This is a genomic window from Mangrovibacterium marinum, assembly GCF_003046625.1.
Taxonomy (GTDB): Bacteria; Bacteroidota; Bacteroidia; order Bacteroidales; family Prolixibacteraceae; genus Mangrovibacterium; species Mangrovibacterium marinum.
The window spans coordinates 19,556-40,577 of sequence record NZ_QAAD01000025.1 but is presented as its reverse complement, the minus strand read 5'-3'; the positions used below and the strand labels follow the sequence as shown (position 1 = coordinate 40,577).

Annotated in this window: 13 protein-coding genes; all 13 read left to right on the top strand. The window is 47.6% G+C overall.

Features of this window, described 5'->3' with window-relative positions; genetic code table 11:
* The first annotated feature begins 2 nt into the window (after positions 1–2).
* The 13 genes from C8N47_RS16540 to C8N47_RS16480 all read left to right on the top strand — a co-directional run bounded on the left by C8N47_RS16540 (position 3) and on the right by C8N47_RS16480 (position 21,002).
* Entirely contained in the window at positions 3–1,451 is a 1,449-nt protein-coding gene (locus C8N47_RS16540) for a RagB/SusD family nutrient uptake outer membrane protein (RefSeq protein ID WP_107823685.1), read from the top strand.
* Positions 1,452–1,468: 17 nt separating this feature from the next.
* The gene (locus tag C8N47_RS16535) at positions 1,469–2,173 is read left to right on the top strand and encodes a DUF4843 domain-containing protein (protein ID WP_170111431.1); all 705 of its coding nucleotides are present in this window, start codon (positions 1,469–1,471) and stop codon (positions 2,171–2,173) included.
* Positions 2,174–2,199: 26 nt separating this feature from the next.
* Entirely contained in the window at positions 2,200–3,753 is a 1,554-nt protein-coding gene (locus C8N47_RS16530) for a PKD-like family lipoprotein (RefSeq protein ID WP_107823683.1), read from the top strand.
* Between the two features lie 24 nt (positions 3,754–3,777).
* Complete coding sequence (locus tag C8N47_RS16525) at positions 3,778–4,938, top strand: TlpA disulfide reductase family protein (protein WP_107823682.1); 1,161 nt, start codon at positions 3,778–3,780, stop codon at positions 4,936–4,938.
* Between the two features lie 132 nt (positions 4,939–5,070).
* Complete coding sequence (locus C8N47_RS16520; RefSeq protein ID WP_107823681.1) at positions 5,071–5,979, top strand: S1 family peptidase; 909 nt, start codon at positions 5,071–5,073, stop codon at positions 5,977–5,979.
* Positions 5,980–5,990: 11 nt separating this feature from the next.
* The gene (locus tag C8N47_RS16515; RefSeq protein ID WP_107823680.1) at positions 5,991–7,274 is read left to right on the top strand and encodes an L-cysteine desulfidase family protein; all 1,284 of its coding nucleotides are present in this window, start codon (positions 5,991–5,993) and stop codon (positions 7,272–7,274) included.
* A gap of 328 nt (positions 7,275–7,602) precedes the next feature.
* Positions 7,603–11,286, top strand: coding sequence for an ATP-binding protein (locus tag C8N47_RS16505; RefSeq protein ID WP_107823678.1), 3,684 nt, complete (start codon positions 7,603–7,605; stop codon positions 11,284–11,286).
* A 181-nt stretch (positions 11,287–11,467) separates the two neighbouring features.
* The gene (locus C8N47_RS16500) at positions 11,468–14,476 is read left to right on the top strand and encodes a glycoside hydrolase family 2 protein (RefSeq protein WP_107823677.1); all 3,009 of its coding nucleotides are present in this window, start codon (positions 11,468–11,470) and stop codon (positions 14,474–14,476) included.
* 63 nt (positions 14,477–14,539) lie between these two features.
* Complete coding sequence (locus C8N47_RS18810) at positions 14,540–14,707, top strand: hypothetical protein (RefSeq protein WP_170111430.1); 168 nt, start codon at positions 14,540–14,542, stop codon at positions 14,705–14,707.
* A gap of 97 nt (positions 14,708–14,804) precedes the next feature.
* Positions 14,805–16,922, top strand: a complete 2,118-nt coding sequence (locus C8N47_RS16495; RefSeq protein WP_107823676.1) for a rhamnogalacturonan lyase family protein — start codon at positions 14,805–14,807, stop codon at positions 16,920–16,922.
* Between the two features lie 179 nt (positions 16,923–17,101).
* Positions 17,102–18,898 carry a polysaccharide deacetylase family protein gene (locus tag C8N47_RS16490; protein ID WP_146161553.1) on the top strand — a complete coding sequence of 599 codons (1,797 nt, stop codon included), beginning with the start codon at positions 17,102–17,104 and terminating at the stop codon, positions 18,896–18,898.
* Positions 18,899–18,909: 11 nt separating this feature from the next.
* On the top strand, positions 18,910–19,632 hold the full coding sequence (locus tag C8N47_RS16485) for a rhamnogalacturonan acetylesterase (RefSeq protein WP_245915738.1): 723 nt from the start codon (positions 18,910–18,912) through the stop codon (positions 19,630–19,632).
* 26 nt (positions 19,633–19,658) lie between these two features.
* On the top strand, positions 19,659–21,002 hold the full coding sequence (locus tag C8N47_RS16480) for a rhamnogalacturonan acetylesterase (RefSeq protein ID WP_107823673.1): 1,344 nt from the start codon (positions 19,659–19,661) through the stop codon (positions 21,000–21,002).
* Positions 21,003–21,022 lie beyond the last annotated feature (20 nt).

The following is a 21,022-nucleotide window of genomic DNA, read 5'->3' as shown; positions in this document are numbered from 1 at the left end:
TTATGAAACGATTTTCAATACTAAAAATAACGGGTAAACTATTCGCAGGCAGCGTACTGGCCCTGTCGATGGCTTCCTGCTCGGACTACTTCGATGTTAGCCCGAAATCCCAAATCCTTACCGACGAGCATTTCAGCCGCGAGAGCGGATTCTACGACCAATTGACCGGTGTGTACTCCGAAATGGCAACCGGAGCTTTGTATGGTCGCGAAATGACTTTTGGCCTGGCCGAGGTCCTGTCGCAAAACTACGATATGGACGCGACGAATACCTATCGGTATGCAGCCCAATACGATTACGAGAACTCGGGAGTTAAATCACGAATCAACAATGTCTGGAGTACGGCTTACAATTGTATTGCCAATCTGAACGTGATGCTGGAGTATTACAATACCGTTGATTCGACCATATTTACGGCGAACCATTACAATCTGTATCGCGGAGAGGCTTTAGGCCTGCGGGCATTTTTACATTTCGAATTGCTGAAAGCTTTTTCACCAAGCCCGGCCAGCAATGCACAAGCATTGGCTGTACCTTATGTAACTGCTTATGATCCTTCAATAACACCGCAAAAAACGGTTGATGAAACGATGGATTTGATTATTGCTGATTTGGAAGACGCTGTTAGTTATTTACAAACCGACTCGCTGCGTATTGGTGATAGTCCGTATTCATTTTCAGAGGAGCGCCATTACTTTTTCAACTATTATGCGGCAAAGCAAACTCTGGCCCGGGCCTACCTTTGGAAAGGTGATTTAACCAATGCGGCAGAAGTAGCCGAAGAAGTGATCACCGACTACGAAGATGGAAATAGCTCACCCGCTGGCTGGGTACACTTTACCCAAGTACAGGGCCCACCCAACGATCAGGTGAACCGCCTTTATACGCCGGAGTTGGTTTTTCGGCTGAATATTCCGGATATGCTGGACTATGTTGACGCTTATTTCACCGAGGAGGCTGGTGCAAATTCATTCTACTTTACGGAAGAAAGTCTGGATAAAATCTTCGAGAAATCCTCGAAAGGGCTGGGAAATGATTTCCGCTCCTTGTTCGGTTTTCAGTACGACGGCGAAAATCAGTATCTCTGGAAATATCACCAGTATGATGATTTTAAAGACATGATGCCGGTAATTCGCAAGTCGGAAATTTACTACATCGCGGCCGAAGCCGAAAAGGAAACCAATCCGGCGCGTGCCGTCGAGTTGTTGAATGAAGTGCGTTCGTACCGAAATATTTCAACCGATAATGAATTGCCGGAAAGCCTGACTGCTACTGAAATTCAGGAAGAAATTTTTAAGGAATACCGCAAGGAGTTTTTAGGTGAAGGACAGCTGTTCTTTTACTACAAACGCTTGAATATTGGCACCATTGAGGGTTCATCGGTTGCAGCCAACAATGCGGTGTACGTTTGGCCGATGCCGGATAATGAAGTTGAATTTGGCAACCGCTAATGTTAAAACCAGGAACAATGAAAAGATTAAAACTATATCTGGCAATATCCGCTTTAATAGCGCTGGTTGCCTGCGAAAACGATCCGTTTTATTTTAACTCGGAAGCCCGGCTGAGAATGGAGGGGCCGGAAGTATGGACACTTGGAACCGATTCGCTGGAATTTTCATTCGCGAATTACAGTTCCACAATTACCGACACCACTTTTGAGGTTACCGTTTATGTGATGGGAGAGGCTTCGGATGCAGACCGGACAGCGGAGTTTGAAATTGATCCGGCTTTATCGACTGCCGAAACCGGCATGTATTCTTTCCCCGAATCGGTGATCATTCCTGCCGGTTCCTATTCGGCAACGCTTCCGGTGGTTGTTAACCGAACCGAAGAATTGCAAGCAACACAAGTGAGCTTGTACATTCAGGTGAAAGGGAATGCTGATTTCGGAGTCGGAGTGAACGAGCAAAATCACTTGTTGCTGAAATGGTCCGATATCCTGTCGAAACCCAATAATTGGAGTGACCTGGAAGAGTTCTTTGGCGAGTACAGTCTCACAAAATATCGCTTCATTATCGATGTCTTGAATACCGGATCGTTTGACACGGATGTATTAAGCTGGGCACAGTTGAAAAACTACCAGATTCAGTTGGCCGAAGCGCTTCGGGTGTATAACCTGGAGCACCCGGGTGATCCTTTAACCGATGAGGACGGCAACTTAATTACGTTTTAACAGCTACTTTCAAAATTATTCGAATTATGAGAAAATTATTCTTTGCCATATTGCTCACGCTCGCGATTGCAGCACTGGTGCCCTCGTGTTACAAAGACCACGGAAACTACGATTATATTGATGCTGACGAGTTGGCAATCGATACGACTGGTGTTACTAAGGCCAGTCCTTATTTTACGGTTCACCTGGGTGATACCATAAAAGTGAATCCCATGGTGGATTATGCTCATCCCGAAAACTTAAGTTACACCTGGTTTCTGTTGCCTTTCCCTTATGAAACAGAGATCGTTGGAAATACGACCCAATATCCGGCTCCGGATACCATTGCACACACATTAGACCTGGATTGGATTGTGGATGTTGAACCGGGGGGCTACAGATACTACCTGGAAGTGAAGGACACCGTGTTGGGCTTGTCAGACAACATTTATCCGAACCACAGTAATTACCTGAATGTCGTTTCGGCCAGCTCTTTTTATGGATTGATGTGTTTAACTGAATATGACGGAAACACGGATATTGATATTTACTACACGCCATTGGCATTGATCTTCAGTGCCGAAACCAAACAACACTTTTACAGTGAGAAGACGGGCAGTATGATTCCTGGTTCTCCATCAACCTTTGGTTATTGCAGTAAAGGCTATTATTATGCATTTACCAACCAGGAAGGGCGTCGTCTGGATAAAAATGATTTCCTGACCATGGAGAATTTTGACGAGATGTTTTACTCCGCTCCAAGCCTGAATGCCCGGGAATATCAATATGTGAAAAACCAGGAACTGCTGGTTAACGACGGAAAGTTGCACGTGATCAACAATAATCTTAGCAACGATCGTAAATTCTCCTCCGCTATTTCCGGCGACTACGAAGCGTTCCCGTACATTACCCAAAAGGGATACTCGAACAGTTCGGGAGCTGCATGTGTCATCTTCGACGAAGAGAGCAAGTCGTTTATGCGGTATTACACCGGCGGCACAAGCTTCAGCAAATACGGGGCAGCAAGCGCCGGCGCTTATGTCGATGCCCGTAATTTGCCCTCGCTCCCCCTGGCTATGTTCACCTACAATGGCGATTATACGGGTGTTGTTCTCCGAGACGAAGACGGGAAAATGGCTTTGTGGTTATACAACCTGTGGGCTTCCGACGACAGCGACCTGTCGGGGAATGGTTCTCGCTCCAAAATCGATCTGTCGGCTTGTGAGGACATTGAAAACGCGACCATGTTCTATGCCGAGTCATCCGGCACTACCTTCCACTACGCAACCGACAAAGCCATTTACGGTTTCTCAATCACTTCGGGCGAAACAACTTCAAATAAGGTTTACGATTTGCCCGAAGGAGATGAAGTTACAGCGATGTACAGTATCCCGGCGAAAGGTTTCCCTACGGGAGGTCGTGTTTACTGGTTTGCAACCTGGAACGAGGCGTCGAAAAACGGTAAAATCGTGGAATGCGAAATCGACCCGTACTCCGGTAAACTGGATTGGTTTTGGGGGATGATGTTTGGCTTGCCGGGGCCTAACCCAAGCGTAACTGAAGGCTACGGGAAAATTGTCAGGATGAAAGTAGGTATTTGATTTTTTAATTTATAGACGATTACAATGAAGAAATTATTAACAGGATTTTTAGGCTTGCTCATCATTTGCAGCCTGGGATGTAGCCGTGGCTACAAGATTGAAGGCGAGTTAAGCGAAGCCGCCGACGGGACAAAAATTGCCCTGGTGCCTTTTGCCAAATACGACGTAAAACCCGAAGCTGAAACGACGATCGAAGGCGGAAAATTTCATTTCGCAGGAACGGTTCCGGAGCCACGCTTGTACTTTCTGGTTTTGGGAGACAAGGAAGACTATTTCCAGTTGATGGTTGAAAACAACTCCATCAGCGTAAAAGGTACGGTAAAAAAGCGCCCCGGGAACGATGGCGCAACAACTCAGGCCTTCGACAAAATGGAGGTGACAGGATCTGAAAGCCACAACTACTTTAAAAGCCAAATGGCCGTAAGGGAAGGGCTGAATAAATTATTCGAAGAGAAAAACGAACGTTATGCCGACGTTCAGGCCATGTACGGCAAAGCGCGGGGTGAGAAGGACCAGGCCCGGATGGATTCCATCAAAAACCTGCCTGCTTATCAGGACTATGTGCAGGCGGAGAATGCTTTTTTCGCTGAAGTGGAGAAACGTTACAACCAGGTGTTCGAGGATAACAAAGAAACCTTCTGGGGGCCGTTGATGATGCTGAACCTGTACTCGTACTTTACTTCCGAAGTCCGCCCGACGTTCGACGCCATGTCGGAAGAGGCAAAAAATAGCTATTACGGTAAAATGGTGGCCGAGGACTTGTATCCTGCCAACCGGACAGGCGAAAAAGTACCGGATTTCACCACAACCGATAAGAATGGAAAGCAATGCACCTTAAATGAGTTGATTAAGGACAAAAAAGTGATTTTGATTGACTTCTGGGCGTCGTGGTGTGTGCCTTGCCGTAAAGAACTTCCAAATGTAAAAGCGAACTATGAAAAATATGCTTCCAAAGGATTTGAGGTGATCGGCTTTTCAATCGATAAAGACCCGAAAGCCTGGGCCAAAGCCCTGGAAGAAGAAGGCCTGAAGTGGCCAAACTTCAACGACCTGGAAGTATCATCGCTCTACAAAGTGAAAGCCGTTCCTACAACTTACCTGATTGATAACGAAGGCCGCCTGATCGCCGACAATGTTCGGGGCGAAGATCTAGGCAAAAAGTTGGAAGAAATACTGGGAGACTAGGATGACGTAGTTGAGAATAGATAAGCCCGGCTGGCAGGATTCTTCAAGTCTATTTTAGGATCTGCTGGCTGGGCTTTTCTATGCCCGGTTGAAAGGGCATTTGAGTTTGATTTTAGGAATAATTATAAGACAATGAAAAGAATAACTAAGTTGAAGTTGCTGGCCGTTTATCTGTTGTTTTGCGGACTCGTTACCCGAGGAGGAGAAGCGGCTGCGCAAAGCTATCCCAATCAGTGGACGGACTGGGAGAAACCACTCATTGAACAGGCTGATTCAATCATCAAGGCCGGAACCAGTGTCAGCCAGGAAGAAGCCCGGGAGCAAGCGGCTCCAAATGTCGGCCCGGTAAAGTTGAGTTTGCATCAGAAAAAAAATGAAAAGCGATTGTCCACCCCCGATTTGTATCGCAAAGTTGCTGCTGCAACTGTTATAATGACCGATGCCTGTTTGTGCGATAATTGCGATCAGCTGCACATTTTCCCGGCCACCGGCTACCTGATTTCGCCCGAAGGTGTTTGTGTTACGAATTATCATGTGCTGAATTACTTCATGAACCGGGATGGACATTTCAAACCGCAAGCTTTTGTCGCTTGTATGCACGATGGACGCACCCTGGCCGTTCGTAAAGTTTTGCTGGCCGCACCCGAGTACGACCTGGCTATTTTGCAGCTGGATACATCCAATGAAAAACTTCCGTTTTTGTCGTTGGCAGAGGAAGCCGAAATCGGCGATGATGCTTTTATCGTCAGCCATCCGCAGGGCATGTACTATACGCTTTCGCAGGGGATTGTAACCGGGAAACAAAATATCGGGTTTCCGACCTTCGATGGGAAAAGTACGATCGGGCGAGATGTGATGACCATCTCTGCCGATTTTGCAACCGGTTCGAGCGGCGCTGCTATTGTAAACACAGCCGGAAATGTGATTGGCACCGTCTCGGCTACGCGCACTCTGTTTCACACGGGATTACCCGACAAACCGGTGCAAATGGTTGTTAAAACAGCTATTCCAGTCGCTTCATTAAAAAAACTCATTCAATAAAGATCAATACCATGGTGCTTGAAAATACATCAGAATTACTTGATTTGCTTCATCGGGAAGTGGTCCCGGCAATCGGCTGTACCGAACCGGTTGCGGTTGCCCTAGCAGTGACTAAAGCAAGAGAGGTTCTTCAGGAAGAAGCGATTCGTGCTGAGCTGTTTCTGAGTCGGAATATTTTAAAAAATTCAATGGGCGTGGGCATTCCCGGAACCGGAATGATTGGCCTGCCCATTGCAATTGCGCTGGGGATGGTCGTTGGAAAGTCGGAATATGGACTGGAAGTACTAAAAGATATGGATCCGGAGTCTTTGGCCGAAGCGAAGAAGATTGTTGATGAAAAGCGAACTTCTGTTGAGTTAAAAGAAGATGTTCTCGATAAGCTGTATATCGAAGCGCGTTGTTTCGGAGCCCGGGGAGAGGCAAAGGTCATTATATGCGGAAGTCATAATAACATTGCCTATGTGGAGTTGAACGGGGACGTGATTCATGACGGGTTTACGAATGGAAACTTCCAGCAGGTAGACAGCAATGAAGTCCAATTGGACTTCAACCGGATATACGATTTTGCCTTGCAAGCGCCAGTCGAAGAATTGCACTTCATGCTGGAAGCTGCCCGGCTAAATAAAATGGCGGCCGAGGAATCCAGAAAAGGAACCTTTGGGCATTCGGTAGCCCGCGTGATCGAAAATGAATCCTTCCGCCATCTGATGGGGAGCAGTGTCTACAACCGATTGGTAGCCGTTACAGCCTCGGCCTGCGATGTGCGGATGGCCGGTGCAATGGTGCCGGTGATGAGCAACTCGGGGAGTGGTAACCAGGGGATTACCTGCACATTGCCGGTGGTTGTTTTTGCCGAAGAAATGCAAAAGCCTGAAGATGATTTGGTGCGTGCCCTGGTGCTTAGCCATTTAATGGTCATTTACATCAAACGTCGGTTGGGACGCTTGTCGGCGCTCTGTGGCGTTACCGTCGCAGGTATTGGCGCAGCCTGCGGAATTACCCACTTGATGGGCGGTAACCGCGACCAGGTGGCTTATGCGGTGAAAAATATGATCGGGAACATAACCGGTATGTTATGCGACGGCGCCAAGCCTAGTTGTGCGTTAAAAGTATCAAGTTCAGTTTCATCAGCAGTATTCTCGGCGATGATGGCCATGGATAACAAGGTGATCAGCTCCCTGGAAGGAATTGCCGATGCCGATGTGGATAAAACAATCAAAAACCTCACCGATATTGGTAGTACAGGAATGGGGGATGTCGATAAAATGATTCTGAAAATCATGACCAGTAAATAATTCGTAATGATTTGAAATTGTAAATAGTCCGTTTTAATAATAGCATCGATTTTGTTTTTACGAACTGCCATGGAACCCGACAGGTTTCATGGTTTTTTTGTATAGACCGGTTCCGAAGACTTGGGCTGAAGAGGTGAATATTCAGCTTGGCAATTTGGATTTGTATGCCGGAGCCGAATACCTTCTACTGGTGTTGTCGATTGCAGCTGTATCTCGATCTCTTTTGGTCGCGGGATCGCAAAATAGTTGCTTTGTAATAAAACAGCTGCGGAAAATATTCTACATTTTATTGATTTACTAATTTAGCCTCACCAATAAACCGTCAACAATGAAATACCAATATCTCCTGCTGTCCTTTTTGCTAATGCAATCGTTATTTGGCTTCAGCCAGCAGCCCGGGAATCTGTACTTTGAGAAAGTTGTAGCCGGGCCGGATACGCCACATACTGCAATAATGGGAATTGTGAAGGACAAAGACGGGTTCGTCTGGTTTGGTAGTTGGGACGGATTGTTTCGCTTCGATGGTATACAGTTCAAAATCTTTCGAAATACGGAATCGGACGAAAATGGAATTTCTTCAAACCGAATCCGAACCATCTTTCCGGATGATGCGGGCGAGCTGATTGTGATGGGTTTTGACAGGGAATTACGGCGCTACGATCCTCTTCAGGAAAGCTTTCAGAAGATTGAAAAGGCAGCCACCGCTAACTATTCTAATTTGTATGAAAAGGCGCTTGAGTCAATCGCTAAAGGGAAGCAGGTTACCTATGCGAATATGCAATGGGAGCTGGACGATGGAGTCCTTTGGCAATATAATCTTCAAACCGGGCTGAAAAAGCAAGTTGTAAACGACTTGAGCAAGCCCGGGGCGCTATCTGACGATTTCGCTTCGTGGATTTTCCTGGATGATCAGCAAATATTGTGGGTGGGCATGGCCAACGGAGACATCAACAAAGCCGATCTCAATCGCAAACCCTTCAATTTTCAATACACCCGGTTTGAAGAACAGGGAATATGGAAAAATAACGCGATCCGGGCTATTTATGAGGACGATAAGTACCTTTGGTTGGCTGGAAATTATAGAAATGTAAGAAAGCTGGATAAGCAAACCGGTAGATCTGTTGATATGGCCGATGTGGTTCCGGGAGGTGACAATCTGCTTCGCACCCGGGCAATTGTTCCCGATGGCAAGGGGAATATCTGGTTTGGAAGTGTCCGGGGAATGCATCGCTACAGCCCTCAACGGAATCAACTGAAATCGTACAGTCCCAGAAAGCTGTTTAATGCCGATATGCCTAATTCGGTTTTTACTTTTTGTTGCGATGACAAAGGGCAACTCTGGGCAGGTCTCTACGGAAGCATTGCGCGCTATATCCCCGAAAAAGATCAGTTTGAATGGTTCGACCTATCATCCCACATTGGTGAGCGCAGCGTTATGGCGATGTTGTTTGACCGACAGGCAAACCTTTGGCTGGCGACAGAAGGGAGTGGGCTAATTTGTCTGAAGCAAGGAGCGGGAAAGCGCTTGGGAGAAGAAATTATTTCCTACCGCAACAAGCATGACTCCGTTCGGGGGCTGCCCGGCAACCGGGTTTATTGCCTCTACGAAGACGACGAAGGGCTTATTTGGGCAGGAACGTCAAATGGCTTATGTTACCTTGATCCCGAGGGTGAGGTTCATGTAATGCCTGAAAACAGTGGATTGTCCGATGGCTACATCTCGGCTGTCACGGGCGACGCTAACGGAAATATCTGGATTAGCCACAAAGCCGGTTTGGCCCGGTATAACAAGAAATCGGATGAGCTGAGGCATTTCGATCCTTTGGTCGATAAAGAACGAATTAGTTTTCTGGATAACAGTTGCTATAAAAATCCGGAAACCGGACAGATTTATTTTGGAGCACAAAGTGGTTGGTTGTCTTTTCAGCCTTCCGGGATAAAATTGAATCCGATTGCACCGGTTGTGCGTTTCACGGCACTGGAAGTCTTGAACTCGGAAGTGGCGATTGGGGAAGAATGGAGGGGGCGGGTATTGCTCGAACAGGCGTTAGCCCATACCAACGAGCTGACTTTCTCGTTTTGGGAACGAAGTTTTGCCTTGTCGTTTGCGGCATTGAGTTATGCCGAGCCGGCAAACAATCGCTACCGTTACAAGCTGGAGGGTTTTGACAAGAACTGGATTGAAACGGGAGCTGCCAATGCAAAGGCTGTTTACTCGAACCTACCTGCAGGGCGTTATGTGTTGAAGGTGAAAGCTGCCAATCCGGATGGCGCCTGGTCGGATGAGCAAGCGCGGATCCTGATTCGAATTAAGCCGCCTTTCTGGGCGAGTTCATTTGCCTGGGCATTTTATGTTTCGATAATAGTGGCGGTTTTGATAGCGATCTATTATTACTTGTTGGCAAAGGAGAAATTTCGCAGTCAGCTGGCGCTGGAGCGGGTCGAAAAAGAAAAAATAAGGGCCGTTGACAATGTAAAACTTGAATTTTATACCAATGTCTCACACGAATTGCGAACGCCGCTTTCCCTGATTTTAGATCCGGTTGAAAAGCTTTCAGAAGGGAATGTGCCACCGGATAAACAGCGAGACTACCTTCAGATTATTCACCGAAATGCGACCCGTTTATTGAGCCTGATTAATCAATTGCTCGACTTCCGGAAAATTGAAACACAAAACGAAACCTTAAACCCGACCTATACCGATTGGGTTGAATTTGCCCGGCAGATTACCGGTTCGTTTCAGATGCGCGCCCGTCGCCGGCAAATCGAACTGAGCTTTCACGCATCAGAACCTTCCGTTTGGGGAAGGATCGACCAGGATAAGTTTGAAAAGATTCTTTTCAATCTGTTGGGCAACGCCATCAAATATACGCCCGATGAAGGGACTGTTCAGGTAGATGTGCAAGAGCGCAAGGCCGCGGACCAGTCTGTCGGAAGCCGTAAGACGCTGGTGTTGTCAGTCAACGACTCGGGGATCGGAATCCCGGACGATGCGCAGCAAACGATCTTTAGTCCTTTTGTTCGCATTGCTGCCAACAAAAGCTATGAAGGAAGTAGCAGCGGTATCGGCTTGGCGTTGACCAAAAAGTTGGTCGAACTGATGGGCGGAACAATCCGGGTGGAAAGTAAACCCGGGCACGGTAGCCGGTTTATTGTAGAGCTGCCGCTGGAGGATGAACAGCAAGCTGGAGAACAAGTCGTCCCGGTTGCTGAGGAAGTGCCTTTGAATCAACAAGCCGGGCAGGAATATACATCGGAGAAGCCCTTGCTACTGATTGTCGACGACAATCCGGAAATTCGGAATTACCTGGAGAAAGAATTACAGGACTTGTTTAAAATTGAAACGGCAGAAAATGGGAAAGAAGCCAAACAGAAAGCGACGAACCTGGTGCCCGACATTATCATCAGCGACCTGATGATGCCCGAAATGGATGGCATAGAGTTTTGTAAAAAAATCAAGTCTGACATCCGAACCAGCCACATTCCGGTAATCTTACTGACTGCCCGGCAGGCGCACGAGTTTAAAATTGAAGGTCTGGAAAAAGGAGCGGATGCCTACATGACCAAGCCGTTTAACAGTTCGGTACTGAAAGCACAGGTGAAAAGCCTGGTGGAAAATCGCCGGAAAGTGCAGCAGCAGTTTCAACAGGCCGGTGAACCGCTGCTCGACGCAAAACCGGAGCTTGATCTCGAACAGGAATTCTTGCGCAAAGCAATCGGGCTGGTTCAGGAAAATCTGAATGTCGAAGGATTTAATTCCGATGTGTTGGCCGAAAAACTGAACCTCAGCCAGCGGCAACTATACCGAAAACTGGATGCACTCACTGGTCAAACAGTTCACCAATTCATCACCTCCATCCGGATGAACCGGGCCAAGGAGCTTTTGCTGAAAAAGGAGATGAGTATTTCTGACGTTGCTTTCGAAGTTGGTTACAACGAATTATCTACGTTTTCACGCAGCTTCAGCAAACAATTTGGTAAAAGCCCGTCGCAGTTTTTGGCTGAAAATTAATGCTTTGACTCGGCTCTTTTTAGCTGTGGCAAGTTTTGTCAAGTCGGCGTCAAGAATTGTCAAGCCGCTTTAAGCTTGATCAGTTAGCTTTGAAAATGTTTCTGCATTGCCCGGTGGCAGCATTCAAAAAAATGAGCCGGAATGCACAACTTAAAAGTCAATCTAACTAATACACGTGAAAATGGAGCACAGTCGACCAAACAGGATCCGAGTCTTATTTTTTATTCTGGCAGTCGTATTTAATCTGAATGCGGTGGCGCAGGGAAGCCGCCACACCTATAACTTCAATCCCGATTGGAAACTGTTTATCGGCGATGCTGAAGGGGCCGACCAGGTTGGTTTCGACGATTCGAGTTGGAAAAACGTTACGCTGCCCTATGCCTGGAATGAGCATGAAGCCTTCCTGAAAGACATCACCGAACTGTCAACCGGAATTGCCTGGTACCGCAAAACCTTCGTTTTGCCGAAAGACGATCAGAATACAAAAATCTTTTTGGAGTTTGAAGGAGTCCGTCAGGCGGGCGAGTTCTATGTAAATGGAGTCAAAGTCGGCCTGCACGAAAATGGTATCACAGCGATTGGCCTGGATATTTCCGATTTGGTAAAACCTTATCCGCAAGAGAATGTGGTGGCCGTTCGTACCGATAATGCCTGGGATTACCGCGAACGATTCTACAACCAGCGCTACCAGTGGAACGATAAAAATTTCAATGCCAATTATGGCGGTATTCCGAAAAATGTGAAGTTGCACACGGCCGGTTCAATATATCAAACCTTGCCTTTGTTTTCAACCCTGGGAACAACCGGGGTTTACGTTTATGCCTCTGATTTCGATATTCCAGGAAAGTCGGCCACTGTGCATGTTCAGTCTGAAGTGAAAAATGAATCTGGTAAAGCAGTGGCTGCCGGCTTACAGATTACGGTTGAAGATTTGGATGGTAAGCAAGTTGCTAAATTTGATGGAACCCAACGAATGATTTCACCCAACGGAATCCAAACCATCACAGCGCAGGATAGCATCAGCGGATTGGAATTTTGGAGCTGGGGTTATGGTTATTTATATACCGTAAAATCGAAACTGCTTGTCGACGGGAAAGTCGTTGAAGAAGTGCCTGTTCGGACCGGCTTTCGCAAAACCGAATTCAAAAACGGCATGGTTTACCTGAACGACCGGGTACTTATGATGAAAGGATACGCCCAACGCACCAGCAACGAGTGGCCTTCGGTGGGGATGTCGGTTCCGGCGTGGTTGAGCGATTACAGCAATAAACTGATGATTGAGTCGGGTGGCAACTATGTGCGCTGGATGCACACCAGTCCGTGGAAACAGGATGTGGAGTCGTGCGATCGGGTCGGATTGATCCAGGCGATGCCTGCCGGTGACTCGGAAAAAGACGTGACCGGCCGTCGCTGGGAACAACGTTGCGAGGTAATGCGCGATGCCATCATTTACAACCGCAACAACCCAAGTATCCTGTTTTACGAAGGTGGAAATGAAAGCATCAGCGAAAGTCACATGGCCGAACTCAAACAAATTCGCGATACCTACGATCCGCACGGGGGCAGGGCCATTGGCAGTCGCGAAATGTTGGACAGCAAAGTTGCCGAATATGGTGGCGAAATGCTCTACATTAATAAGAGTGCCGGAAAACCCTTGTTTGCCACCGAATACTCGCGCGACGAAGGTCTGCGCAAATACTGGGACGAATTTACACCACCGTATCACAAGAACGGGGAGGGCGGTACCTATGCCCACAACATTAACGGGAGCAAAGTAACCGATGCAAGTGCTTACAATCACAATCAGGATTCGCACGCGATTGAAAATGTGGTTCGCTGGTTCGATTACTGGGAACAACGCCCCGGAACCGGAACACGGGTGAGCAGTGGCGGCGCCAAGATCATCTTCTCGGACAGCAACACCCATTATCGCGGGGCACAAAATTACCGTCGTAGCGGCGAGGTTGACCCAATGCGTATTCCGAAAGATAATTTCTACGCCCAGCAAGTCATCTGGGCCGGTTGGGTCGACCTGGAAAAGCAGCTAACCCACATTATCGGGCACTGGAACTACGAACCGGGCACGGTGAAACCAATCTATGTGGTTTCGGGTGGCACTCAGGTTGAATTGTTTGTCAACGGAAAATCAAAAGGATTGGGCGAAAATTCTTACCGATTCCTGTACACCTTCCCCGACATTAAATGGGAAGCCGGTGAAATCAAAGCCGTTTCTTATAACAAGGCAGGCGAAGTGGTTTCTGAAGATCGGATTCAAACGGCTGGTGAACCTTATGCCATCAAGCTGACAAGCATTCAGTCGCCGGTTGGTTTTAAAGCTGATGGCGTTGACCTGGCTATTGTTCAGGTTGAAGTGGTTGACAAAAACGGCCAACGTTGCCCGACAGCCCTGAATAAAATTGATTTCGAGTTGAGCGGAGCCGGTGAGTGGTTGGGTGGCATTGCCGAAGGACCAAACAACTACATTGGTTCAACAACGCTCCCGGTGGAGTGTGGTGTGAACCGCGCGTTTATTCGTTCAACAACCAAAGCCGGTAAAGTAACGGTGAAAGCTTCTGCTGAAGGATTGAAATCAGCGAAGATTGATTTTGAGACCCTACCCTTTGCGGTAGAGAACGGCCTGAGTCGCCAGTTACCATCAGCAGGTTTACCGACCAACCTGGAGAAAGGGCCGACACCATTGACACCTTCGTACAAAGTTACCCGCAAAACTCTCGAAATTGTCGCTGTGAAAGCCGGAGCAAACCAGGATAAAGCAATTCAGAGTTACGATGACAATGAACTGAGCGAGTGGACCAACGACGGACTATTATCCACGGGATGGATCAGCTACGAGCTGGCCGATGAAGCCCGCATTGATGAGATCTCGCTGAAAATGACCGGCTGGAGACGGCAGTCGTACCCGATCGATATTTTAGTTGGCGACCAGACTGTATGGTCAGGCAAAACGGAACGTAGCCTCGGGTATATCACCATCCCGGTAAAACCGACCGTTGGTAAAACCGTGACCATCAAACTAACCGGTGCTGGCGTCGAGGAAGATGCTTTCCAGAATATGATCGAACTGAGCGGAAACAAAGAGCTCGACGGATTTAAAGACCCGGAAGGTTTGAACACCGAAGGTCAGCTTCGGATCGTTGAAGCGGAGATTTTTCAGAAGGTCGCTGAATAGCTGATCTCGTCGAGCCTCTTTCTGTATGCTGATAAGCTCACGGCAATGGCAAACTACTATTGAATGGCTTTTTTACACAATTATAATCTACTACAACTACTACTACTAATGTGGCTACACCACAAGTCGGTCCTTCCACGAGCTTTTGCCGGTGGTTGGACGGACTTTTCCGTCGGCAGCATGGTTGGCTTATTCGGTCAGGATTTGTATCGGAAAAAGGGAACACCGTAGCGGGATTCTTTGACCTGACACGCTGCTGCTGTTGACCGTTCGGGATGAAAACGCCGAACGCACACGACGACTACACTACGAATGAAATACTAAACGAATGAAAACTAAACAACTACTACTTTTACTACTGCTGATTGGGTGTTCCTCCGGCCCGGTTTTCAGTCAACGACCGATGGAATACCTAAACCGGAGTATCGTTCCCCTGGAAACTAAAAACGGAATTTATCTCACTTGGCGCATGCTGGGTACCGATCCGGCGGATGTAGCTTTCAACCTATATCGAAACGGTGAGAAAATAAATGAAAACCCGATTGATGGTGCCAGTAATTACACGGATGCAAGCGGATCGGTTACCGACAAATATTCGGTTGAAACAATTGTAAATGGCGAAGCTGTTGAAATTTCCGGCGAGTTTGAGGCGTGGGCACAGCAAGATCCACTTGAAAATTATGCTTCCAAAGGAAAACTCGCGTTTAAACGCATACCGCTGCCAGCACCCCCGGTATTGGAAGGGGCGACTTTTTCAGCGGGCGACATGAGTGTTGGCGACCTGGACGGCGACGGGCAATACGAATTGATTTTCGAATGGGAATCATCAACGCTGAAGAACTCATTTCTGGAAGCCATAGACCTGGAGGGAAACAGTTTGTGGCGGATTAACGCAGGCCCAAATACATCTGCTGTAAAACTTGGTTTTATGGTTTACGATTTGGACGAAGACGGTAAAGCAGAGGTGGCCTGCAAAACCGGACCCGGAACCGTTGATGGAACCGGAGCATTTTTAAGCACAGGGCCTGCGGCGGAAGATAACGACCAGCAATTGGTGCTTCGCTCATCCAGCGGCCATCTGCAGGTTGATCCGGCCTACCTGACTGTTTTTGACGGTGCCACAGGGAAGGAATTGAAAACAGTTGATTATTTCCCGGCGATAGGCCCCATTGGAGAACAGGACGCGACCTGGGGAGATGGCCGAGGCTATCGCGCCAGTTCGATAAAATCAGCCGTACTTTACCACAAAGACCTGGGACCCATGCTTGTTTTCGGAAGAGGTATTTATACCCGTATTGCAATGGCGGCGTTTACCTGGAACGGCCAGGATTTAACTCAGGTCTGGACTTTCGATACCAAAGATAATCCGGATTATAAAGCTTATGAGGGTATGGGAAATCACGGCGTTTGTGTCGGTGATGTGGATGGCGACGGTTCGGATGAATTGATCTACGGAGCTTGCGCGATCGATCATGATGGCAACGGCCTGTACACCACCGGGCGTGGCCATGGCGATTCACATGCGCTGGGCGACCTCATCCCGGATCGCCCCGGGCTGGAATTTTTTCAGCCCCACGAAAATTCAACCTATGGTATCTCGATGCGTGACGCGGCAACCGGCGAAATTATCTGGGAAGGCCTGGATTCGGGAGATGTTGGGCGGGCTTGGGCTGCCGATGTCGATTCGCGTTACCCCGGAGCTGAGATTTCGGCAATTGGTATGGGAAACTACGACAGTAAAGGTCGTTTGTTGGAAACAACCTACAACGCCTATTGTCAGCCGCTTTACTTTGACGGCGATGTGCAAAAAGAATTAAGAAACGGGAATACCGTGGACAACATAACTGATGGTAAGGGAAACCGGATTCTTACTGCTTATTACTACGGGGCATCGACAATTCACAGCACCAAAAAAGATATGAATTTGGTTGCTGATATCGTAGGCGATTGGAGGGAAGAGATCGTGATCCGCGATGCTGAAAGCACGCAGCTTTTTATCTTCTCGTCCTGGTTCCCGACGGAAAGAAAGAACTATACCCTGATGCATGACCCGGCCTACCGCATGCAGGTGGCTACTCAGAATATCGGTTACAACCAACCGGCCAATGTAAGTTACTACTTTCCCGAGCCAGCACCTGTGCCAAACATTTATACCATTAAGTACGACCCTGACGATTCAGTCCCAACAAGTTCGGATGAGATTGACAAGGCTCGAAATGAACTCGTCGTATTTCCGAATCCGGCGAAGGATTTTGTGACTATTTCCGTGTCGGCAAGCAGCCCTAAGACAGTTGAACTTTACTCGGCTATGGGAACAAAGATCTCATCCACCGAGTCTTCCGATCGGTTGATAGAAGTCAACCTAAAAGGACTTGCTCCCGGAATGTATGTGCTTCGGATATGCTCGGACGGGACAATGCAGGCGGTCACTGTAATCAAAAACTGATCACGTCTGCAAAATAGTTGCGCGGCCTTTATTTCAATGTTAAAACGAACGGTCATCAGATGATTTTAGCTTTTAAAACCGACAGATCCGTGCCGCGAATCGTGATGATAACCTTTCCTTGATAGACAATTCAATTTGGAACAACGTGAATGTTCAGTAAGCTAAACCGAATGAAAAAAATGGATAAAAAAATAATTCTTGCTTCGCTTTTATTGGTTGTTAACCTGCTTGTACCGGCGAAGCTGTTTGCTCAAAAGCCTGCTCATGTTTTTATCACTGCCGGGCAGTCGAATACCGACGGGCGAGTGAACAATGCTGAGTTACCCGGTTATATCAAGCAATTTGCCACCGATACTGTTGATTTTAAAACAGGAGCTTACCGGTATTGCCAGATTTCGCAGAACCGCAACGACGGACATTTTGAATCGTACTTCCCCAAGGGCCGGATCACCGAAGGGCTTTGGACTTACGATGCCGTAACTTACTATCTCTTGGAGCAAGCGTTGCAAGAAGAGTTTTATGTGATAAAATATGCTGTTGGGGGAACTTCGATTCAGTATCCCAACGATACCGTGAAAGGTCGCTTTTGGTCTGCAAATCCGGCGTGGCTCGCCAATACAAGCTCCTTTGAAAAGGGTGGAAAATCGCTTTTGAAGTCTTTCACTGAAAGCATTGATGCGGCGATTGACAGCACCTTGTCCAAACTGGAAAACGGCTACACGATCGATGCTTTTTTGTGGCACCAGGGCGAAAGCGACGACCGGTACGAGGAACAGTATTATGAGAACCTGAAGGCGGTGGTCGCTTACGTGCGGAATCATCTGACAGCGAAAACGGGGCAGGATTATTCGGCTCTACCCTTCGTTTTTGGATCGATCCCAAAATCGAACCGTCATTTTCGGCAGGGGATCGAAGAGGCTCAGCAGCGCAAAGCGAAAGAAGATCCGAATGCCTGGTTGATCGACATGTCGGCACAGGAGTTGCAAAAGGACCGCACGCATTTCAATGCCCGGTCGGCCGAGTACCTGGGGCAGAAAATGTATGCCGTTTTGGACAGCATTCAGTATCGAAACCGCCCTGATTTCAGCGTGGCAAAATACAAAGATGATAAAAGCTGTGCCATCAGTTACACTTTCGACGACGGTACTTTGGAGCATTATACCCTGGTATTCCCCAAACTGAAAGAACTGGGATTTGAGGCAACCTTTTGGGTAAACGGGAATACCATTGACAAAGCCGAGAAAGAGGGCTTGGTAAACAAGCTTCCGCGTATTTCGTGGGCGCAGCTAAAGGAAATGGCCGACGCCGGGCAGGAGATCTCCAACCATGGCTGGGCTCACAAAAACCTGACAAAATGTACCGAGGAGGAGGCGCGCATCGAAATCGAAAAAAATGACAGCGCAATTGAGACCCGGGTGGGCGTCAGACCGGTTACCTACTGTTATGCGGGAAACCGGAAAAATGAGATGGCTATTCGTCTGGCTTCCGAGAATAGGGTGGGAACCCGGATCAGTCAGCAATCGTTGGGCGGAAAAGCAAGCCCCGAAAAATTGAAGGCGAAAATTGGAAGTCTTCTTCAGGATCATTCCTGGTGGGTGACCATGACACATGGCATCAACGAAGGGTATGATATTTTCAAGTCGGATACCATTTTATGGAACCATTTAACGGAGGTTAAAAAGTTGGAAGACCAAATTTGGGTGGCCACTTTCCGCGATGTAGCAGCCTATTCAACCGAACGCGATTCCATAAAGCTCACGACCAAAGCGCAAGGAAAGAAAACGTACATTATTCCATCGCTCTCGCTCGACCAGCGTTTGTTTTGTCAGCCGCTCACCATGGTGGTGAATAAAAAAGGCATTGAAAACATTCGTGTAAAGCAAGACGGCAAAACGATTGCTGTAAAAATTGACCGCGATAAAGCTTTGTTTGACTTTGATCCCTATGGCGGTGAAATACAAGTGAAATTGAAATAAAAATACCATTCATGTTTAGACAAAAATTCATCAGCTGCTTTTCTTTTTTAATGTTCATACTCCTGCTGGTTTCTTGCCGAGAACAACGAGCTACGCATATATGGCTGGTGGGTGATTCCACCATGGCCTGGAAAAAGCCGTCGCGTGCGCCTGAATCGGGATGGGGCGAAGGCTTAAAGCTTTATGTGACCGGGAGAGCCACCGTTCACAATCATGCTGCCAGTGGGCGGAGCACCAAAAGTTTTCTGGATGAAGGACGCTGGCAAGTCGTTCAGGATAGCCTGGAGACGGGCGATTTTGTAATCATTCAGTTTGGGCACAATGATGAAAAAGCAGATGAGAGATTGCACACTGTGGCGTTTGGTACATTTAAAGAGAATCTGAAAACGATGATCAACGAAACAAGGCTGAAAGGTGCAACTCCCATTGTTTGTTCATCAATTGTCCGCCGCCAGTTTCGTCTCGATGGAAGCCTGAAAGATACTCATGGTGATTATATCGTTGCAGCCCGGGAAATCGCAACAGAAACCCAGACACCTTACATCGATCTGGAGTCGCTTTCGCGGGAGTTGGTGACAAAGATGGGGCCGTTGGCATCCCAGGAAATCTATAATTATACCACCCGGAAACAAGATTCAACCCACCTGAATGTAAATGGAGCAAAAGTAATTGCCGGGCTTTTTGTTGCGCAGGTAAAATCGGATCAACTCCCGTTGGCTAAGTATTTTAAATAAAATAACACCCAAAGAATAAACCAGATATGTTCACGACAGTAAAGATTTTAACAGCGGCGTTTGTGCTGTATTTAATGCAGGTGACAAACCCGCTTTGCGCAGCAACTAACAAGCAATGGAAATTCGACCTCGGAAACGGAAAAGTGCATAAAGAATTTGTAGCCGTCACATCCGAGACTGCGTATTCCGACAGTTTAGGATATGGATTGATTTGCCCCGAAGGCAAGCTGTATTCAACTGAAGCCGGAAAAGGCGATGCCCGCACTTCCGACTGCATTACATCCGATCAGGCCTTTTATTTCCGGATAAATCTGGACGAGGGAAGGTATAAAATTAAGCTTACCCTGGGTAGCAGTGCCCATGAATCGGCAACAACGGTCAAAGCCGAGTCGCGCCGATTAATGCTCGAAAATGTCGAGACTGAGAAAGGACAAACCATTGAAAAGACGATTGTGGTGGATGTTCGCCGCCCCGAGATTAACGATACTTTGCGTGTCAGGTTGAAGGAACGGGAGATCGGTTCGAAAAACTGGGACAATAATCTTTGTCTGGAATTCAATGGTTCACGGCCTTCGGTTTCGTCAATAGTCATCGAGGAAGCCAACGATTTGCCGGTCATCTTTTTGGCCGGAAATTCAACGGTAACCGACCAGCGAAACGAGCCTTGGGCATCATGGGGACAAATGCTGCCTCGCTTTTTATCACCGGAAGTTGTGGTGGCCAATCATGCCGAATCCGGTTTGACGCTGATTTCATTCAAATACCAAAACAGGCTGAAGAGAATTATCAGTGTGATGAAACCGGGTGATTATCTTTTTGTCGAGTTTGCGCATAACGATCAGAAACCCGGTTCATGCCATGTCGAACCATTTACAACGTACCAGGATGAACTCCGCTATTTTATCAACGAAGCCCGGAAAAAGGGTGGCATCCCGGTTTTGGTGACTTCAACCAACCGGCGAAAGTTCGATGAGTCGGGGAAACTGGTTAACACCCTGGGCTACTATCCCGAGGCTATGCGACAACTGGCCAAAGAGGAAAATGTTAAGCTGATCGACTTAAATGCGATGACCAAAACCTTGTATGAGGCGTACGGGGAAGAGGACTCCAAAAATTTGTTTGTTCATTATTCGGCCAACACCTTTCCAGACCAGGAAAAGGCCCTGGCCGACAATACACATTTCAGTACATTCGGCGCCTACGAACTGGCCAAGTGTGTCGCAGCCTCCATCAAAGACAACCATCCGGGCCTGGCCCAATACCTATACCTCGACTTCAAAGGCTTTGATCCCGGAAAACCGGACGCTTTCAAAGACTTCTTTTGGCCGTTGAGTCCATCAGTTGATCTGGTAAAACCCGATGGAAACTAGAAATTAACAGAAAATCAATA